This is a genomic window from Corynebacterium hesseae, from assembly GCF_037850265.1.
Classification (GTDB): domain Bacteria; phylum Actinomycetota; class Actinomycetes; order Mycobacteriales; family Mycobacteriaceae; genus Corynebacterium; species Corynebacterium hesseae.
The window spans coordinates 1549735-1567324 of record NZ_CP137211.1; the positions used below are offsets into that span (position 1 = coordinate 1549735).

Annotated in this window: 15 protein-coding genes; 3 read left to right on the forward strand and 12 right to left on the reverse strand. The window is 60.6% G+C overall.

What is annotated here, in order from left to right; genetic code table 11:
- Positions 1 to 31 precede the first annotated feature (31 nt).
- The 12 genes from aroQ to aspS form a co-directional block, all read right to left on the reverse strand.
- Positions 32 to 457, reverse strand: coding sequence for a type II 3-dehydroquinate dehydratase (gene aroQ / locus R3O64_RS07215; RefSeq protein ID WP_101735698.1), 426 nt, complete (start codon positions 455 to 457; stop codon positions 32 to 34).
- Between the two features lie 18 nt (positions 458 to 475).
- A complete protein-coding gene (gene aroB, locus R3O64_RS07220) occupies positions 476 to 1546 on the reverse strand; it encodes a 3-dehydroquinate synthase (RefSeq protein WP_339016420.1) in 1071 nt (356 codons plus the stop codon).
- 75 nt (positions 1547 to 1621) lie between these two features.
- Positions 1622 to 2131: a shikimate kinase gene (locus R3O64_RS07225; RefSeq protein WP_070522199.1), complete on the reverse strand. Its 510-nt coding sequence runs from the start codon at positions 2129 to 2131 to the stop codon at positions 1622 to 1624.
- Positions 2128 to 3339, reverse strand: coding sequence for a chorismate synthase (aroC, locus tag R3O64_RS07230; RefSeq protein WP_339016423.1), 1212 nt, complete (start codon positions 3337 to 3339; stop codon positions 2128 to 2130). The genes R3O64_RS07225 and aroC overlap by 4 nt, the downstream gene beginning before the upstream one ends.
- Before the next feature lie 51 nt (positions 3340 to 3390).
- Entirely contained in the window at positions 3391 to 3783 is a 393-nt protein-coding gene (locus R3O64_RS07235; protein ID WP_070529861.1) for a prepilin peptidase, read from the reverse strand.
- Between the two features lie 56 nt (positions 3784 to 3839).
- Positions 3840 to 4646: a shikimate dehydrogenase gene (locus R3O64_RS07240; protein ID WP_070529860.1), complete on the reverse strand. Its 807-nt coding sequence runs from the start codon at positions 4644 to 4646 to the stop codon at positions 3840 to 3842.
- 4 nt (positions 4647 to 4650) lie between these two features.
- Entirely contained in the window at positions 4651 to 5841 is a 1191-nt protein-coding gene (mltG, locus tag R3O64_RS07245; protein WP_154762360.1) for an endolytic transglycosylase MltG, read from the reverse strand.
- A gap of 22 nt (positions 5842 to 5863) precedes the next feature.
- Positions 5864 to 6412, reverse strand: coding sequence for a Holliday junction resolvase RuvX (gene ruvX / locus R3O64_RS07250; RefSeq protein ID WP_070529855.1), 549 nt, complete (start codon positions 6410 to 6412; stop codon positions 5864 to 5866).
- Positions 6413 to 6470: 58 nt separating this feature from the next.
- Positions 6471 to 9158, reverse strand: coding sequence for an alanine--tRNA ligase (gene alaS, locus R3O64_RS07255; protein ID WP_339016424.1), 2688 nt, complete (start codon positions 9156 to 9158; stop codon positions 6471 to 6473).
- Between the two features lie 67 nt (positions 9159 to 9225).
- Positions 9226 to 10581, reverse strand: a complete 1356-nt coding sequence (locus R3O64_RS07260; RefSeq protein WP_070522177.1) for a replication-associated recombination protein A — start codon at positions 10579 to 10581, stop codon at positions 9226 to 9228.
- A complete protein-coding gene (locus tag R3O64_RS07265) occupies positions 10581 to 11783 on the reverse strand; it encodes a phosphotransferase family protein (RefSeq protein WP_070522248.1) in 1203 nt (400 codons plus the stop codon). Before R3O64_RS07265 ends, R3O64_RS07260 begins: the two co-directional genes overlap by 1 nt.
- 83 nt (positions 11784 to 11866) lie before the next feature.
- Positions 11867 to 13687: an aspartate--tRNA ligase gene (gene aspS / locus R3O64_RS07270; protein ID WP_070563035.1), complete on the reverse strand. Its 1821-nt coding sequence runs from the start codon at positions 13685 to 13687 to the stop codon at positions 11867 to 11869.
- 204 nt (positions 13688 to 13891) lie between these two features.
- On the opposite strand from aspS, the gene ypfJ reads away from it, so the two are divergent.
- From ypfJ to R3O64_RS07285, 3 genes are all read left to right on the forward strand, one after another.
- Positions 13892 to 14785 (forward strand): KPN_02809 family neutral zinc metallopeptidase, encoded by an 894-nt coding sequence (gene ypfJ / locus R3O64_RS07275; RefSeq protein WP_070522171.1) that lies wholly within the window; start codon positions 13892 to 13894, stop codon positions 14783 to 14785.
- 327 nt (positions 14786 to 15112) lie between these two features.
- Entirely contained in the window at positions 15113 to 16702 is a 1590-nt protein-coding gene (locus tag R3O64_RS07280; RefSeq protein WP_198530273.1) for an inorganic phosphate transporter, read from the forward strand.
- A 128-nt stretch (positions 16703 to 16830) separates the two neighbouring features.
- Positions 16831 to 17553, forward strand: coding sequence for a CBS domain-containing protein (locus R3O64_RS07285; protein WP_339016426.1), 723 nt, complete (start codon positions 16831 to 16833; stop codon positions 17551 to 17553).
- Positions 17554 to 17590 lie beyond the last annotated feature (37 nt).

Below are 17590 nucleotides of genomic sequence, written 5' to 3' on the forward strand. Positions count from 1 at the left end.
TCCATTCATTTCAAGCGATACTCCATGATAGCTAATTTGCGAGGAAGTACCCCAGTGCCGCGACATATCCATAAGAGCCAAGCCCAGCAATGACACCGCGTGCGATCGGGCTCAGGTAGGAGTGCTGGCGGAATGCTTCCCGCGCGTGCACGTTGGATAGGTGTACCTCAACGAAACCTGCGCCATCGGCTACTTCCGCTAGGGCATCGCGCAGTGCCACCGACGTATGCGTAAACCCACCCGGATTGATGATGACGGGCCAGCCTTCGTCGGCAGCGCGATGCACATGCTCGATGAGCTCGCCCTCGTGGTTGGACTGGAAGAAGACGATCTCTTCTTCCCCCGCCGCTGCGCGGACGCGACGCTCGATATCCTCTAGGGTTTCGCTGCCATAGATTTCTGGTTGACGCTTGCCCAGACGGTTGAGGTTCGGGCCGTTGAGAACGAGAATGGTCATGGCAAACTCCTTAAGCTTTTATGACGCGAGCTGCGCATAGGCTGCGCGCAGCTCGTCGACGGTAGCATCTTCCAAGCGCGTGGTTTCCCCGATTCCCGTGAGGGCCACAAAACGGATGTGGCCACCTCGGTTCTTCTTGTCATGGCGCATGCCATCCAGCAGCTGTTCGAAATGGCCCTGCTCATAGGTTGTGGGCAACCCAATTCGGGTGAGAATGTCGCGGTGGGTGGCTACAAGGTTGGCGCCGATAAGCCCGCGTGCGTGGGACAAGTAGGCGATGAACATCATGCCCACTGCTACCGCGCGGCCGTGGCGCCAAGTGTAGTTTTCGCGGCGCTCCACCGCATGGCCGAAGGTGTGGCCGTAATTGAGGGTTTCGCGCAGCCCCGATTCTTTTAAGTCCTGGCCAACCACGTGTGCCTTGACCGCAATGGAACGCTGGATGAGCTCGGGCAGCAGGCCGTCGGGGTCCAAGCAAGCGGCAGGATCCGCAAGGTAATGCTCGATGATGCGCGGATCATGGATGAAGCCAGTTTTGATGATCTCCGCAGAACCGGCGACGATTTCGTCGGCAGGTAGGGTGCGCAGGTGGTCCAGATCGACAAAGACTGAGTCCGGCTCGTGGAAAGCCCCAACAAGGTTCTTGCCTGCGGCAGTGTTAATACCTGTCTTTCCACCAACGGCCGCGTCCACCATCGCGAGCAGTGTGGTCGGGGCCTGAATTACTGGGATACCACGCATCCACGTCGCTGCGGCAAAGCCTGCCAAGTCGGTCACGGCCCCGCCACCGAGACCAATAACGGCGTCACGGCGGCTGAAACCAGCCTCCCCGAAGGTATCCCAAAGCCGGGCAAGTACATCGAGCTGCTTAGCTGCCTCTGCATCAGGTACCTCGACCAGAGTTGCCTCTATTCCCTGTGCACGGGCTTGCTCGGCGAGGTCACCGGCAGCCTGCGCGAGCGGCGGCTGGTGAATGACCGCCACCTTAGCCGCTCCAATGTCCGCCACGCGCCCAATCACTTCTGTGCTCAGACCAGTGTCAATTGTGACCTCATAAGGTGAAGGTCCTTTAACCGGAATAGTGTGCATGAGTAGTGCTCCTTTGGCTGGGCTAGCGGTGATTGTGCGGCTTCATCATGAGGTTAAAGCAAAACAGCCGGCGATTTAGAGGGTTTCAAGGAAACTCAGAATATCGCCCACTACCTGTTGCGGGGAGCGCACACCAGTGCGCACCTTCAAATCAGCTACCTCCGAGTAAAGGGGGCGGCGCGCCTCCAAAAGCTGGGTATAGTGCGCCAATGGATCTGCAGATTCCAACACGGGGCGGTTCGCATCACCCAACGTGCGGCTTACGCCTTCTTCCGGCGTGACATCGAGGAATACGACGGTCAGGTTATCGAGCAAGGCACGTGTGGATTCGGTCAGCACTGCTCCGCCGCCGAGGCTCACGACCCCAGTGGTGGCCAGTGCCTCGCGCACCGCTTCTGCTTCTACCTCACGGAATGCCGGCTCACCCAGTTCAGAAAACACTTCACCGCAGGCCTTGCCGTAGCGGGCCTCGATCAGATCATCAGAATCAACAACGTCACAATTCAGCGCCCGCGACAAACGGCGGCCAATCGTAGTCTTTCCGGAACCGGGAGGCCCAACTAAGACAACGCGTGGGGAGCTCATGCTTCACCCCAATCCAAGCGGCTTGCCACATAGTCCTGGTAGGAGGCGATGTTCCGCTTAGTCTCAGCGAGGCTATCTCCACCAAACTTTTCCAACACGGCGCGCGCGAGGACCAACGCCACCATTGCTTCTGCAACAACACCAGCAGCAGGAACCGCACACACATCGGAGCGCTGATGGATGGCAGTCGCCGCTCCACCTGTGGCCATATCCACCGTCTTCAAGGCGCGCGGAACTGTGGAAATCGGCTTCATCGCCGCGCGCAAGCGCAGCGTCTGGCCGTTGGTCATTCCACCTTCTAGACCGCCCGCCCGGTTAGTTTCTCGATCCACGCCGCGATCGGTTCGGACCATCTCATCATGAGCCTCGCTTCCGCGACGGCGGGCCTCAGCAAAACCATCACCGACTTCAACGCCCTTGATGGCCTGAATGCCCATCAAGGCGGCGGCGAGCTGTGCGTCGAGACGGTCCTCCCCTGACGTGTGCGATCCCAAGCCAATTGGCAGGCCCTCCACGATGACCTCAACGATGCCGCCAAGGGTATCGCCTTGCTTCTTAGCGATTTCAATCTCTGAGATCATAGATTCCTCTGCGGCCTTATCGCAGGCCCGTACCGGAGAAGCATCGATGGCCTCAATTTCCGCAAAGCTGGGCGACGGGCCTTCATAGGGCTCGGAGGCGCCAATCGAGATCACGTGGGAGAGCACTTCGACGCCCAATGTTTCACGGAGGAAGTTGCGTGCGACGGTGGCTGCAGCCACGCGGGCGGCGGTCTCACGCGCGGAAGAGCGCTCCAGGATGGGGCGCGCCTCCGAGTGATCAAACTTCACCATGCCAGCAAAATCAGCGTGGCCGGGGCGCGGGCGGGTCAGCGGGGCGCCGCGACCGGAAGCCATAGCTTTAGCGGACTCCGGATCCTCCGGATCCAAGGCATCGGGCGACATGATGGTGGTCCACTTTGGCCACTCAGTGTTGCCGATCATGATGGCGATAGGACTGCCCAGGGTCAAGCCGTGGCGGATGCCGCTGAGCAGGGTGAGGTCATCAGCCTCAAACTTCATGCGCGCGCCACGCCCATAGCCAAGGCGGCGGCGAGAGAGCTGGAGAGCGATGTCGTCTTGGGAAACGGGAACCCCGGCCGGCATGTGCTCAATGAGTGCAATGAGCGCTTGACCGTGAGATTCACCTGCGGTAGTCCAACGAAGCATGCGGACTATTATCGCATGCCAGGGCTTCTTTCGTGGTCACTAGGCCAACTATCACACCGTGTTGGGGCTAAAGAACACGACGAGAGCCGCAGCAAACAGCATCCCAGGACCATGCGCAGGCACCTTATCCCGCGTGATGATACCCCACAACACCGTGCTGAGAGCCGCCCCGATCATCGCCAACGCAACCCCTGGTAGGCCCGCTGCGTGGGCGGTCACCATTCCCAGAGGCAGAGCCAGCTTGAGGTCGCCCCCGCCCACGCTTCCTGCACGGCTAAAACGCGCCACTAACACGTACAGGCCTAGCCAGAGCAGGCCCGCCAAACTGAACCAGCACAACGATAAAGCCGCGGCCGGCAGCGTCAGATAATTAGGCAAGCGCTTAAAACGCAGGTCATAAACAATTAAGGCGCACCCCCACGCCAAGAAAAGCACATCCCCCATAGCCCGCAGCCTACCGCGCGGAAAGACAAGGCGCACGCGGTGGTTTGGGGAACCGATCAGGATAGCTTGAGCGCCTTGTTTAATGCAGCCAGCATCTCTGCCCGTGGAGCGGTGTGCCCTGTAAACTGCTCGAACTGCGAAAAGGCCTGGTTGGCCAGCATGACGTGCCCGCCGACTGTCGGGTAGCCGTCGGCAGCGGCATAAACGGTCAACGGAGTTGGCCACGGATCATAGATAACGTCAAATACCGGAGCTTTGGCCAGCTGCGTTAGGTGCTCTTCCACGGCGGCGGAGGGAACGGTGGAGACCACGAGATCTACCGAACGCGCAAGCCCCGCGAGATCATCGCTGAACGTTGCCACGTGGAGGGTGAGGCCAAGGTCATCAGCCAGCGGGCGCAGCTCGGCGATGCGGTCGGAGCGATTGAGCACCGTAACGTCCTGCACACCGCGCTGGGCTAGGCCCCACAGGACAGGCCGTGCGGTTCCACCTGCTCCGATGAGCAGTGCCGTCGACGGTTGGGACCTTCCAAGCAGCTCGTCGAGCGCGCCCAGAACTCCCTCGGTATCCGTGTTATCCGCACGCCACCCTTCTTCGGTGCGCACCAGGGTATTCGCGGAGCCGATGAGCTCGGCGCGTTCGCTGACGATGTTCGCGCAGGCGAGTGCGTCGAACTTGAGCGGCATGGTGACCGAAAAGCCGCGGTACTCCTCCCCCGCATTGGCGAGGAAGGCAGCTAGGTCCGTCACCTCAATCTTGGTGTAGTCCCAATCCTCCAAATTCACAGCTTCATAGCCTGCGTTATGGAGGACCGGGGACAAGGAATGAGCGACAGGGCTGCCCAGAACTGCGGCGCGGGGCATCAGGTTACTGCTCCTCGGCCGGTGGCTCGTCGGCCGGTGGCTCGCCAGCGCCTTCGCGCTGGCTGTCAAGGATGCCGGAGCGAACAGCGTCATCGACGTTGGCGAGGTGCTCGTCGTAATTATCGGTAAACACCGTGGTGCCCTTGTCGTCGACGGTGACGAAGAAGAGCCAGTTGCCCTCCGCGGGGTTCTCCATGGCCCCGATGGCTTCCTCCGAAGGAGAAGCAATCGGTGAATCTGGGAGACCATCCTTCGCGTAGGTATTCCAAGGAGTCTCGCGGTGGCGATCCTCATCGGTAGTGGCCAGCTCAACATCCTCAAGGCCATAGTTGACCGTGGAGTCCAGCTCGAGGCGCATCGGCTCATCAAGGCGGTTGAGGATTACACGGGCGACCTTGTCGAACTCACCGGCCGGGGACTCGCGCTCCACCAGCGAAGCTGCAGTAAGAAGCTCGTAGGGCTTGAGGCCAATTGCCTGGGCGCGGTCAACGATATTGGTGTCGTTGTACTTCTTCGTCGAACGTGTGATGAGATCCGTTAGGATCTCCTGGGCGTCCATGTTCGGATCGAGGACGTACTGGCCCGGAGCGATAAGGCCCTCAATACGCTTGGGGTCCTCTCCGCGGGCACGAATTTCCTCCAATGCCCACTCCGGCGCACCCAGTTCAGCAGGATCCACCGTGGCCGCGATCTTCTCCAGCTCCTCGGCGGATACGCATTCGCCCTCCTTGCAGGAGACCTGAGAAATCAGCGAGTAAATACCGTAGCGGACATCACCGCCGACCACGTTGACGTCGAGAAGCGTAGCTCCGCCCTGCACGTCGAGGAGGTCAACCATGTTGCCCTCATCAAGCAGCGCTTCGACGGCTGACTTCGCGCTCATCTCCTCCTGAAGGCGGTAGAAACCAGGCTTGATTTGGCTCGCGCGCGGATTCGAGTTGGCTGCAGAAGAGAAAGCCTCGGGCGTCTTCACCACGTTCTTCTCCGCCAATTCAGGTGCCAGTTCGCTCATCGACGAGCCCTCCGGAACCTGAACAAGCTGGGTTACTCCATTGCCCTGCCCCTCATAGTCCAAGGTGCTGCCCCCTCCCAACAGGCGGAAACCAATGTAGCCAAGTCCACCGATGATCAGGACCAAGCTCGCAATGAGCACGGCCATGCCGCGCTGACGGCGCTTGACATATTGGGGTTCCATCGAGCGTCCGATGCGTGAAGGTTTACGGCTCACGTACTTCGTCTCCTACGTTTGAAGGGCTGTGGCCGTTCAACGCGAAATGGCGCGCATCCAGCCAGGATTGCAAAATTTCCACCGCGGCTGCTTGGTCAATCACCGAGCGACCTCGCTTCTCTGATACGCCAGAGGCCCGCAATGCGGAGGAGGCGACCACGGTAGTAAGGCGTTCATCCACCATACGCACGGGCGGAGGTTCTTTCATCCTGTCATCTTTTGCCAAGCGGCGGCGGATACGAAACGCGATTTCCTTGGCATGTTTAACACTTGATGAACCATTGCCCTTGAGATCACGCGGCAAACCAACGGCTACCTCAACCACGTCATACTCGTAAATCAGCTCAAGCAGGCGGTCGATATCACCCTTGTCGCGGTCTTTAAACCCGGTCTCACGCCGGACGGTTTCGACCGGCATGGCCAAGCGCGCGTCCCGGTCAGAGACCGCCACGCCGATGCGGACGGTACCGACGTCGAGGCCCAAACGGCGCCCCGGGCCGGGATCGTCCACGCCTGGTTTGTCGGGCTCTACGGCCATCGTGCTCCTCCTGGTTCTGCGAGTCAGCTACAACTGCACGCCAACTAGGGCGCGTTCGTTAGTGGGCTTCGAGCTCATCACGGACGGCGTCGAAGGCCTGCTGGAGACCTTCAGCGTTGGCGCCGGAACCTTGAGCCATATCGGGCTTTCCGCCGCCCTTGCCGTCAACATAGCCAGAAATAACCTTGACGAAGTCACCAGCCTTGACGCCGCGCTCGACGGCAGGCTTAGTGGCGCCAACGATGAACGGGAGCTTGCCGCCCTCGTTCTCCGATGCCAGGACAACCACACCGGCGACATCACCGAGACGGTTCTTGATATCCGAGGCCAACGTGCGCAGATCACCGCCGTTTACTCCGTTAGGAAGTTTGACCGATACGAGGGTGAAGTCATTAACGGTGGTCGCACCAGAAATCATCTCCGCGGTCTGCGACATGAGCTGGGCCTTGTGCAGCTCCGCAATCTGCTTCTCAGCGGCCTTGAGCTTCTCCGTCAGCTGCGCGATGCGCTCCGGAAGATCCTCAGTTTGGACCTTGAGCTCGCGGGAGACACCCTCCACAAGAGCGGTCTCCTTGGAGTAGTAGCGGAATGCATCCAGGCCCGAATAAGCCTCGATACGGCGCGCGCCCGAGCCCACGGAGGATTCACCGAGGACAGAGACCGGGCCGATTTCTGCAGTGTTCTTCACGTGCGTACCACCGCAGAGCTCGATGGAGAACGGGCCGCCCATCTCCACGACACGGACCTCGGAACCGTAGTTCTCACCAAAGAGGGCCATCGCGCCCATCTCCTTGGCCTTCTCCAAAGACGTCTCGATGGTATTGACCGGGAAGTGCTGGTCCACCGCCTGGTTCGTCACCAAAGCGATCTCATCGAGCTGCTCCTGGGTGAGCTGGTCGGTGTAGTTGAAGTCAAAGCGCAGGTAGCCGGGACGGTTCAAGGAACCAGCCTGGACTGCGGTGGGACCCAGTACCTGGCGCAACGCGGCGTGAATGAGGTGCGTGGCAGAGTGCGCCTGCACGGCACCGTGGCGCCATTGTTCATCAACGGCAGCCGTTACGCCGTTGCCCAACTCAAGCCCACCGGCGGTCACCGTAGCCTTGTGCACCCACAGCTTCTTGCCAATCTTCTGCACATCGTTGACCTCAAGGAGGGTCTCGCCCGCGATAATGCGGCCCCGGTCGGCGGTCTGGCCGCCGGCTTCGGCGTAGAGCGGCGACTGGTCCAGAATTACCTCGACGGTGTCTCCTGCCTCGACCTCAGTAACCTTCTCGCCATCGCGCACAAGACCGATGACCTTGGCCTCGGACTCCAGGGTCTCATAGCCCGTGAACAACGTCGGGTGGTTATCCACCCACTCGCGGTAGAGCGACAGGTCAGCATGACCATGCTTCTTAGCCTGATTATCGGCCTTGGCGCGGCGGCGCTGCTCGCCCATGGCGGCGTCGAAGCCTTCCATGTCTACGGTCAAACCGGCTTCCTGAGCCATTTCCAAGGTCAGGTCGATGGGGAAACCATAGGTATCGTGCAGCTCAAAAGCCTTCTCGCCGGAGAGGACCTTCGGGGTGGCCGCACGAGAGGTGCTCTTCAGTTCCTCCACGGCTTCGTCGAAAAGCTTGGTGCCTGACTCCAGCGTCTTCAGGAAGGCCTTCTCCTCCGCCACGGCAACGCGCAGGATACGCTCGCGGTTATCGGCGATCTCCGGGTAGGACGGGGTCATGGTGTCCATGATGGTGTTCATGAATCGCTCCATGGTCTCACCCTTCGCGCCAAGCAGCTTGGCGGAGCGGATAATGCGGCGCAGCAAGCGACGCAGAATGTAGCCACGGCCCTCGTTACCGGGGGTAACGCCGTCCAAAATGAGCATCATGCCGGTACGCGAGTGGTCCGCCACCACGCGGAAACGGATCAGGTCTTCCTTCGGCGCATCCGGAACGTACTTCGCACCGGTAAGCTCCTCGGCTACGTCGATGACCGGGCGCAGCAGGTCCGTCTCGTAGACGTTGTCCACGCCCTGCAGGATGCAGGCCACGCGCTCGATGCCCATGCCGGTATCGATGTTCTTCTTGGGCAGCTCGCCCACGATCTCGAAGTTGCCCTTGCCGATGCCTTCGCCGCGCTCGTTCTGCATGAAGACCAAGTTCCAGATCTCCATGTAGCGGTTATCGTCCGCAATCGGACCGCCATCCTGGCCATATTCCGGCCCGCGGTCATAGTAGATCTCGGAGCACGGACCACACGGTCCGGGAATACCCATGGACCAGTAATTATCTTCCATGCCCAGGCGCTGGATACGCTCGGTAGGCACGCCGATCTTGTTGTGCCAAATATCGGCCGCCTCATCATCGTCAAGGTAGACCGTGACCCACAAACGCTCCGGGTCGAGGCCCAAACCGCCTTCATCGACGGAGGTGGTCAGCAGGTTCCAGGCGTGGGTAATTGCGCCTTCCTTAAAGTACTGGCCAAAGGAAAAATTACCCGCCATCTGGAAGAAGGTATTGTGACGGGTGGTAATGCCCACTTCCTCGATGTCCAAGGTGCGCACGCACTTCTGGATAGAGGTCGCCGTGCCATTAGCAAAAGGCGGGTTCTGCTGGCCCAGGAAGTAGGGCTTGAAGGGAACCATGCCGGCGTTAACGAAGAGCAGGTTCGGGTCATCCAGGATCAGCGACGCGCTGGGGACGGCCTCGTGGCCGGCCTTGACGAAGTGCTGGGTAAAGCGTTCCCGGATCTCATGAGTCTTCACGAGCAAAATTCCTTCACTGTTGAATGGTTTCTAGTCAGCGCTCAACTTTACCCGTCCGGTGCTGTGCTTAGCGACGCCGCCCCCGGATGATGTCCCGCAGCCTTCCCAGGTACTCGCGCACACGCTTCTCCGCGCCATGGTCGGTGGGGTGATAATACTCGGCATCCGCCAGCGTCTCCGGCAAATACTGCTGGGACAGTACACCGCGCGGATCATCATGCGGGTACTGATAGCCCACTGCATTGCCCAAGCGTTTCGCTCCCTCATAATGGCCGTCGCGCAGGTGCGCGGGCACATGCCCGCTCTTGCCGGCGCGAACGTCGGCCTGGGCCGCGTTGATGGCGTTGATAACGGAATTGGATTTCGGTGCCGTAGCGAGATGGATTGTCGCCTGAGCCAGCGGAATACGCGCCTCGGGTAATCCGATAAGGGCCGCGGCCTCCGCTGCGGCCACGGCAGTGGGCAGCGCGGTGGGATCAGCCATTCCGATGTCTTCGGAGGCATGCACGATAAGCCGGCGGGCGATGAAACGCGGGTCTTCGCCTGCCTCAATCATGCGGGCCAGGTAATGCAGCGCGGCATCCACGTCGGAACCGCGGATGGACTTAATAAACGCGGAGACCACGTCATAATGCTGGTCGCCGTCGCGGTCATAGCGCACCACCGCGTGATTGACGTTTTCTTTGAGAACCTCAACGGTGAGTTCACCGCCATCGGGCACTGCCTCGGCCGCCGCCTCAAGATAGGTCAGTGTGCGCCGAGCATCGCCCCCGGCGAGCAGCACCAGCTGGTCTAGAGCATCGTCCGTTGCGGTGATCCTTCCCGCCAATCCCCGCTCGCTGGTCAATGCGCGCTCGGCGAGGGTGCGCAGGGAGGCGTCGTCCAGCGGCTCCAAGTGCAGCAACAAGGAACGCGAAAGCAACGGCGCCACGACGGAAAAGGAAGGGTTTTCGGTAGTGGCGGCCACGAGCAGCACGGTGCGATTTTCGACGGCCGCGAGCAGCGCGTCCTGCTGAGTCTTGGAGAAGCGGTGCACCTCATCGATGAACAGCACGGTGCGGCGCCCTTGAATCAGCTCACGGCGGGCATGGGAGATCACCTCTCGAACCTGCTTCACGCCGGAGTCTAGGGCGGAAAGCCCAATGAAGTTATCTCCCAAGGAAGATGCGATGAGTGAGGCCAGCGTCGTCTTTCCGGTTCCCGGCGGTCCGTACAGGATGACGGAGGCCTCGCCTGAGCCTTCCACCAGCCTACGCAGCGGGGTTCCCGGCTCCAGGAGGTGCTTCTGCCCCACTACTTCATCGAGGTTTTGCGGCCGCATGCGCGCGGCCAGCGGCGAACCGGGGTGGGTTGCAAACATATCGGGGCCACCCGGCAGGCTTGGCGCTGACTGGTCATCGCCGAAGAGTGACTCCTGCCCCATCAGGGCTCCCGGAGTCGAGAGGCCACGGCTCGCCCAAACTCGGCGACCGCGGAGCACCCGTCATTGCTACATTGCGCGGCAAACCGCGACAGCGCTTCGAAGGTCTCATAAAGATCGCGCCGAATCAGTATTTCATCCTCGCTGAACGGACCATGGTCGGATCGACGAAGCAGAGAACGGTGCGGGTCACGGTAGATCTCAGCGTTGCCTTCCGCCAACGCGACGACCCCTTCGATCCCGCCGGCATACATCGTGGTCACGCTCGACAGAGCCCAACCGATGAGGCAGGAGACGAGCAACTCGTGCAGCGTCTTCTCATCGGCGAGCTGCGGCCAGACATCGACAATGCGGCGCTGCCAGGCATGGATGAAAAGCCCCGCCTCGGCATCAGTGATCGGCCGAGAAAAAAGAAACTGCGGGAAGCCGGCCACCACGCAGGCCACGTCAAAGCCGACGTTGCGGAAACCGGCCCACTCATAGTCCAAGAAGGTCAGCGTTGAGCCGACGATGATGTTGTCTGGGGACAGGTCGAAGGGAGTAAAAGCGCGGTTGCGGCCAGAACTCAGACTCTGCATGGCGGCACGGGCCAATGTGCGGACGTGTTCCGGCGGTTCCAGTCCTGCCTCGCTGAGGATATCCGCACCAATCAGAATGGAGCTCTGCAAGGAATCATCGCGCAATGCCTGGTGCTCGGCGTATTCGGGATGCCGACGTAACTGGCGCTTGAGCAGGGCGTCATAGTCTTCTTCGCGCCCGGCAGTCCCAGCATGCATTTTGCCCAACGCGCTGCCCAGAGCCCTGAGCAGCTCGCCGCGGTCTTCATCACCGCTGCGCGCAAGGGTGTCCGCCAGGGTGTCGCCTTCGCCGGCGTCGGACAGCACAAGAATGCGCTTGTCCACGTCGTGTGCGAGCAACACAGGTCCTGGGCGGACCTCCTCAGACAGCGCCGTGGTGAACTGATAGGCCACCACTTCACGGAGAAGCGCGGCGTCATCAATAGTGTGCCCGGTGACCGGGTTGTACTTGATGACGACCGAACGATGCGGGAAGAAGGCGCTGGGAGTCGTCCGAGCACGAAGTACCACGGCATTGCCCGAGCCGGTGAGTTGCTCAACGTCACTCAGCTCAGGCTCCCCGCCATAGCGGCGCGAAATCATCTGTGAGGCTTCTGCTACCACGGCATCAGCCACAGAATTATTCATGGACTCGTGTCCCGTCGGATTCACTTGCTTGCCTGCTTCCACTTGTTGTCGGCCCAATGAGGTACACCCATGGTGTGGGGCCTTTAGGACTCCTTCCCAGCCTTTTCACCCTGGGCTGCCTTCGCAGCCTTCTCCGGCTTGAAGTCCACACCGGTCTCCTTGCGCTGCGCGGCGGGGATGGTGCCGGGGGCGTCGGTCAGCGGGTCGACGCCGCCACCGGACTTCGGGAAGGCGATGACATCGCGGATGGACTCGAATCCACCGAGCAGGGAGACGATGCGATCCCAGCCGAAAGCGATGCCGCCGTGTGGCGGAGCACCGAACTGGAAGGCGTCGAGCAGGAAGCCGAACTTCTCCTGCGCTTCTTCTTCGCCGATGCCCATGACGTCGAAGACGCGCTTCTGCACATCCTGGTCGTGGATACGGATGGAACCGCCGCCAATCTCATTGCCATTGCAGACAATGTCGTAGGCATAAGCCAGGGCCTCTCCCGGGTTCTGGTCAAAGTTATCCAGGTACTCCGGCTTCGGCGAAGTGAAGGCGTGGTGGACTGCAGTCCACTTGGAGTGGCCCAAAGCCACGTCACCCGAGGCGGTGGCATCGGCGGAGGGCTCGAAGAGCGGTGCGTCGACGACCCAGGTGAAGGCCCAGTCGCCGTCCTTGATGAGGTCGAGCTTCTTCGCAATCTCACCGCGAGCTGCGCCCAGCAGCGCACGGGAAGCCTTGGTCTCGCCGGCAGCGAAGAAGATGGCATCGCCCGGCTTGGCGCCGACGTGGGCGGCAATACCCTCGCGCTCGGCATCCGTGATGTTCTTGGCTACCGGGCCACCCAATGTGCCATCCTCGGCAACGGTGATGTAGGCCAAGCCCTTCGCACCGCGCTGCTTTGCCCACTCCTGCCATGCATCGAACTGGCGGCGCGGCTGGGAGGCTCCGCCTTCCATGACGACGGCACCGACGTATTCGTTCTGGAAGACGCGGAAGGTGGTGTCCTTGAAGAAGTCCGTGCACTCCACGATCTTGATGTCGAAGCGCAGGTCCGGCTTGTCGGAACCGTAGTACTTCATGGCATCGGCATAGGTCATGCGCGGGATGGGGGTCTTGATTTCGTAGCCGATGAGCTTCCACAGGGCGGAGACGATCTCTTCCGCCAGAGCAATGACATCATCCTGGTCCACGAAGGACATCTCGACGTCGAGCTGCGTAAACTCCGGCTGGCGGTCAGCGCGGAAGTCCTCATCGCGGTAGCAGCGAGCGATCTGGTAGTAGCGCTCCATTCCGGCGACCATGAGCAGCTGCTTGAACAGCTGCGGGGACTGCGGGAGCGCATACCAGCTGCCCGGCTTCAGGCGTGCCGGCACGAGGAAGTCACGGGCGCCCTCCGGGGTGGAGCGAGTCAGGGTCGGGGTTTCGATCTCAGTGAAATCGTGGCTGTCCAGGACCTGGCGGGCAGCGCGGTTCGCGGCCGAGCGCAGGCGCAGTGCCTCATGCTGGCGCTCACGGCGCAGATCCAGGTAGCGGTACTTCAAGCGGGTCTCCTCACCGACCTCACCGGAGGAGGATGGATCATCAATCTGGAACGGCAGCGCTGCGGACTTGTTGAGTACCTCCAGGTCCGTGACGTTGACCTCAATCTCGCCGGAGGCCAGGTTCGGGTTGGCCGAGCCCTCCGGGCGGGGCTCCACGACACCAGTGACCTTGACGCAGTACTCGGAACGCAGATCGTGGGCGCGCTCAGCTACCTCGGTCTCGCGGAAAACAACCTGGGCAACGCCGGAGCGGTCACGCAGGTCAATGAAGATAACACCACCGTGGTCGCGACGGCGTGCGACCCACCCCGTCAGGGTGACGGTCTCCCCCGCCAACTCCTTGCGCAGTTCGCCTGCCAAATGTGTACGCAGCACTCTCGTTCAATCCCTTCTCATCGTTGACGCTCACACCCACTCACGCCACGCGTAGACAGCACGCGCCGAGGGATGCAAGTACTTGAACGGCCCAAGTCTACCGCCCGCACCGGACTTGCTCAGCGCTAGGGTGAGCACCGTGCGCTTGACAGCAGTCCACTTATCGAGCAGACACCACCTCCAGCTTGTGGCAAAATCTGGAGCATGACTTTTAAATCTGGCGCCAATTTTGATGGTAAGCGAGCAAGCTCCGGCGGTGGAGGCCGCGGCGGCATGATCGCTACCGGCGGCGGCATTGGTTCACTCCTCCTCATCGGCCTCTATCTCCTTCTCGGCGGCGATCCCGGCGCCATCACCGGAAGCGATCCCCAGGCCGACCAGACCCAGGTCGGCCCCGAAGAAAGCGGGGAGGACGCGTTTGCGCACTGCCAAACCGCTGAAGACGGCAACAAGTATGACGATTGCCGCGTCATGTTTGCGGCCCAGTCCGTGGACAAGGTGTGGGCGCAGCAGCTACCAGACCAGGCTGGCATCGACTACGTCGAACCGGGCCGCGTCATTTTTAAAAACACCACTATGTCGGGCTGTGGCCAGGCCTCCGGCGCTACGGGTCCGTTCTACTGTCCTGCGGATGAGTCTGCATACTTTGACACTGCTTTCTTCGACCAGCTCCGCAACTTCGGCGGCGATAATGCCCCATTGGCACAGATGTATATCGTGGCCCACGAATTCGGCCACCACATCCAAAAGCTGGAAGGAACACTCAGCCTCTCGAACTACAACGAGCCCGGCGAGGATTCCAACGCGGTGAAGATTGAGCTGCAAGCCGATTGCTATGCCGGCCTGTGGGCGCACTACGCCGACAAGGGTGACGATGCCCTGCTCGAAACCATTACCGAGCAGCAGGTGACTGATGCTGTCAACACTGCACGCGCCGTGGGCGATGACAACATCCAGCGCCGCTCAGGGGGCGAAGTACGCCCCGATACGTGGACGCACGGCTCTTCCGAAGACCGTGCGCAGTCGTTCCTCGCCGGTTATAATTCCGGCAAAATGGAGCAGTGCGACACCTTAGGCCGTGGGGTTTACAAGTCTTAGGGTCTTAAGAAGCGCCCACCCCAAGGTCGCACCACCCCCAAATGTGCCACATTAGCCCAGATTAGATTCACATACACCAGGTGTTTACCTGCCGTACACCTTAATGCTTTAAGGTAGTCAAGTTCCCGCCGGTTCGTGGTGGGTTCCGCTCTGTCTTTAAAAGCATAAAAGAACTGCGCGTGATGTCATTATCACCTGCACCGCGGTAGGTATGGCGCTTCCCGCGCCAACGCCGAATGCACCCCGCCCGCGGCCTGCTCACACTGTCTCATCACGCAGCGTTCTCTTCATGAAAGGAACGACGTTTTGAGCACCGCCACGCCGACGATGCCTGATCTTGAGTCGATGAATGGCAAGAACAAGGACTGGATTTGGCACCTGTTCTTCGGCGCCATCACGGCTGTCACCCTGATCTTTTTCATCATTTGGGGCAACGGAGAAGTTGCTGAGGGAACCAACAAGGTAGTCCTTGTTACAGCAATTATCTTCGCTGTCTTTATGGCCTTCAACATTGGCGGCAATGACGTCGCCAACTCCTTCGGTACCTCCGTGGGCGCGGGAACCCTCTCCATGAAGCAGGCCCTCGCTGTCGCGGCGGTCTTTGAGGTATCCGGAGCCATCCTCGCCGGCGGCGAGGTGACTGATACGGTCCGCTCCGGAATCGTGGACCTCGATGCCATCGATGGCCTCGACCCGATGGAATTTGTCTACATCATGATGGCGTCACTCCTCGGCGCTGCCATCTGGCTTTTGGTAGCCACCCGCATGGGTTGGCCGGTTTCTACCACCCACTCCATCGTCGGCGGCATCGTCGGCGCCGCTCTGACCGTCGGCTTCATCACCGGCAAGGGCGGCATGGACATGGTGCAATGGGGCGGAATCGGCACCATCGCTTTCTCCTGGGTGCTTTCTCCGGTTCTCGGCGGTATTGCCGCATACCTCCTTTTCAAGTGGATCAAGTCTTCCATCTTGGTGTACAACGACGCCGCGGACGAACGCCTGCGTGACATCAAACTTCGCCGCGCCGAGCTGCGCAAGGAGCACAAGACCCGCTTCGAGCGTATGAACGAGCTACAGCAGATCTCCTACACAAATGCGATGGCTCGCGACGCCGCCCTTACCGCCGAAGAGGACTACGACCCAGAGGCACTCGAGTCCGACTACTACCGCGATCTGCACAACCTCAACAAGGATCTCGAGGATGTCAATGCACACCGCGCGCTCGAGAACTGGGTTCCGCTGCTCGCAGCGCTGGGTGCCGTGATTATCTCCGCGATGTTGCTCTTCAAGGGCCTGAAGCACACCGGCATCGATGTCACCGCCCTAGAAACTTTCCTAGTCATGGGCATGGTTGGAGCCATAGTCTGGATGGCCGTCTTCATCTTTGCCCGCTCCCTGAAGAAGAAGTCCCTGAAGCGCTCTACCTTCCTCCTCTTCTCGTGGATGCAGGTCTTCACCGCCTCCGCCTTTGCGTTCTCGCACGGTTCCAATGACATCGCCAACGCCATCGGCCCCTTCGCTGCAGTCTTCGATGTCTTGCAGACCAACCAGATCTCCGATGAAGTTTCCGTGCCGCTGCCGGTCATGGTAGCCATGGGCATCGCCTTGGTTTCCGGCCTTTGGTTCATCGGCCGCTTCGTCATCCAGACCGTGGGTTCTGGCCTCACTCAAATGCACCCCTCCTCCGGTTTCGCTGCCGAGCTGGCCGCTGCTGCCGTCGTCATGGCTGCTTCCCTCTTGGGCCTGCCGGTGTCCTCTACCCACATCCTCATCGGTGCCGTCCTTGGTGTCGGCATTGTGAACCACGCCGCCAACTGGAAGCTGATGAAGCCCATCGCTTTGGCATGGGTCATCACTCTTCCGGCGGCCGCCGCCATCGCTGCGGCGACGGTGTCCATCCTGCGCGTCGTCTTCTAAAGATCAACGCATCGCGCATACCGCATTCTCGCCGTGAGTTTCCCCAACCACCGGGGTTGCTCACGGCGAGATTTTTCTTATCGCTTGAGCCTTAAGCACAAATCCAAGAACCCGTACACTTAGGCGGCATGAGCGACAACTCCCTGGCCAAATTCTTTTCCGCTTTTAATGACATTGAGCAGTTCCTCCGCCAAGCTATCGGGGCAAAGAACTCTGATTCTTTCTGGTGGATTGTTGATCGCGCCCACGACAAACACCTTTTAAGCAAGCGCCAAGCAGAACAGCTGAAGGACTTTAGCAACCTTCGCAACGCCATCGCCCATGGCCGCTACTTCAGCGGTGAGCCCATCGCTACCCCACATCCTCACGTCATCAAGCAGCTCGAAAACCTGCAACGCCTGCTCACGGATCCACCCACAGCGCAGGCTCTGCTCGCTAGCCGTGACGTGACCACTCTTGCCCCTGACACCCCGATCATGGAGGCCTTGAAGCTTATTGACACGACCGGCTATTCCCAGATCCCAATCTATGAGTCCGGGACTTACCAGGCGCTTCTCACCACCAACGTCATTGCCCGATGGGTTGCGGCAGATCTCGGTGACGACGGTGTGATTAACGCGGCGTCGATTAACACGGTCCTGGAATTCGCAGAACGGAATGACCGCGCAGAGTTCCTGCCCCGCACCGCCAGCGCGCAAGAGGTCATCGACGCCCTCACCGACCCTGCGGCAGACGGCACCCACCCCGGCGCGGTCCTTCTCACCGAGCACGGCAAGCCTTCCCAACTTCCTGTATCCATTGCAACACCTGCCGACCTCGCAACATTGGTTGCTGCAGTCGAATGGGAATAACTCCCCTCCCTAACCTTGTTGACATGACATAGAAAGG

Excerpts from the sequence above, each read along its gene's own strand:
- R3O64_RS07260 (WP_070522177.1), bottom strand. The coding sequence starts at position 10,581 with ATGGGGCAGGAGTCACTCTTCGGCGATGACCAGTCAGCGCCAAGCCTG.
- aroQ (WP_101735698.1), bottom strand. The coding sequence starts at position 457 with ATGACCATTCTCGTTCTCAACGGCCCGAACCTCAACCGTCTGGGCAAG.
- R3O64_RS07280 (WP_198530273.1), top strand. The coding sequence starts at position 15,113 with ATGCCTGATCTTGAGTCGATGAATGGCAAGAACAAGGACTGGATTTGG.
- mltG (WP_154762360.1), bottom strand. The coding sequence starts at position 5,841 with ATGGAACCCCAATATGTCAAGCGCCGTCAGCGCGGCATGGCCGTGCTC.
- ypfJ (WP_070522171.1), top strand. The coding sequence starts at position 13,892 with ATGACTTTTAAATCTGGCGCCAATTTTGATGGTAAGCGAGCAAGCTCC.
- R3O64_RS07240 (WP_070529860.1), bottom strand. The coding sequence starts at position 4,646 with ATGCCCCGCGCCGCAGTTCTGGGCAGCCCTGTCGCTCATTCCTTGTCC.
- aroC (WP_339016423.1), bottom strand. The coding sequence starts at position 3,339 with ATGCTTCGTTGGACTACCGCAGGTGAATCTCACGGTCAAGCGCTCATT.
- R3O64_RS07225 (WP_070522199.1), bottom strand. The coding sequence starts at position 2,131 with ATGAGCTCCCCACGCGTTGTCTTAGTTGGGCCTCCCGGTTCCGGAAAG.
- R3O64_RS07285 (WP_339016426.1), top strand. The coding sequence starts at position 16,831 with ATGAGCGACAACTCCCTGGCCAAATTCTTTTCCGCTTTTAATGACATT.
- R3O64_RS07265 (WP_070522248.1), bottom strand. The coding sequence starts at position 11,783 with ATGAATAATTCTGTGGCTGATGCCGTGGTAGCAGAAGCCTCACAGATG.
- ruvX (WP_070529855.1), bottom strand. The coding sequence starts at position 6,412 with ATGGCCGTAGAGCCCGACAAACCAGGCGTGGACGATCCCGGCCCGGGG.
- aroB (WP_339016420.1), bottom strand. The coding sequence starts at position 1,546 with ATGCACACTATTCCGGTTAAAGGACCTTCACCTTATGAGGTCACAATT.
- R3O64_RS07235 (WP_070529861.1), bottom strand. The coding sequence starts at position 3,783 with ATGGGGGATGTGCTTTTCTTGGCGTGGGGGTGCGCCTTAATTGTTTAT.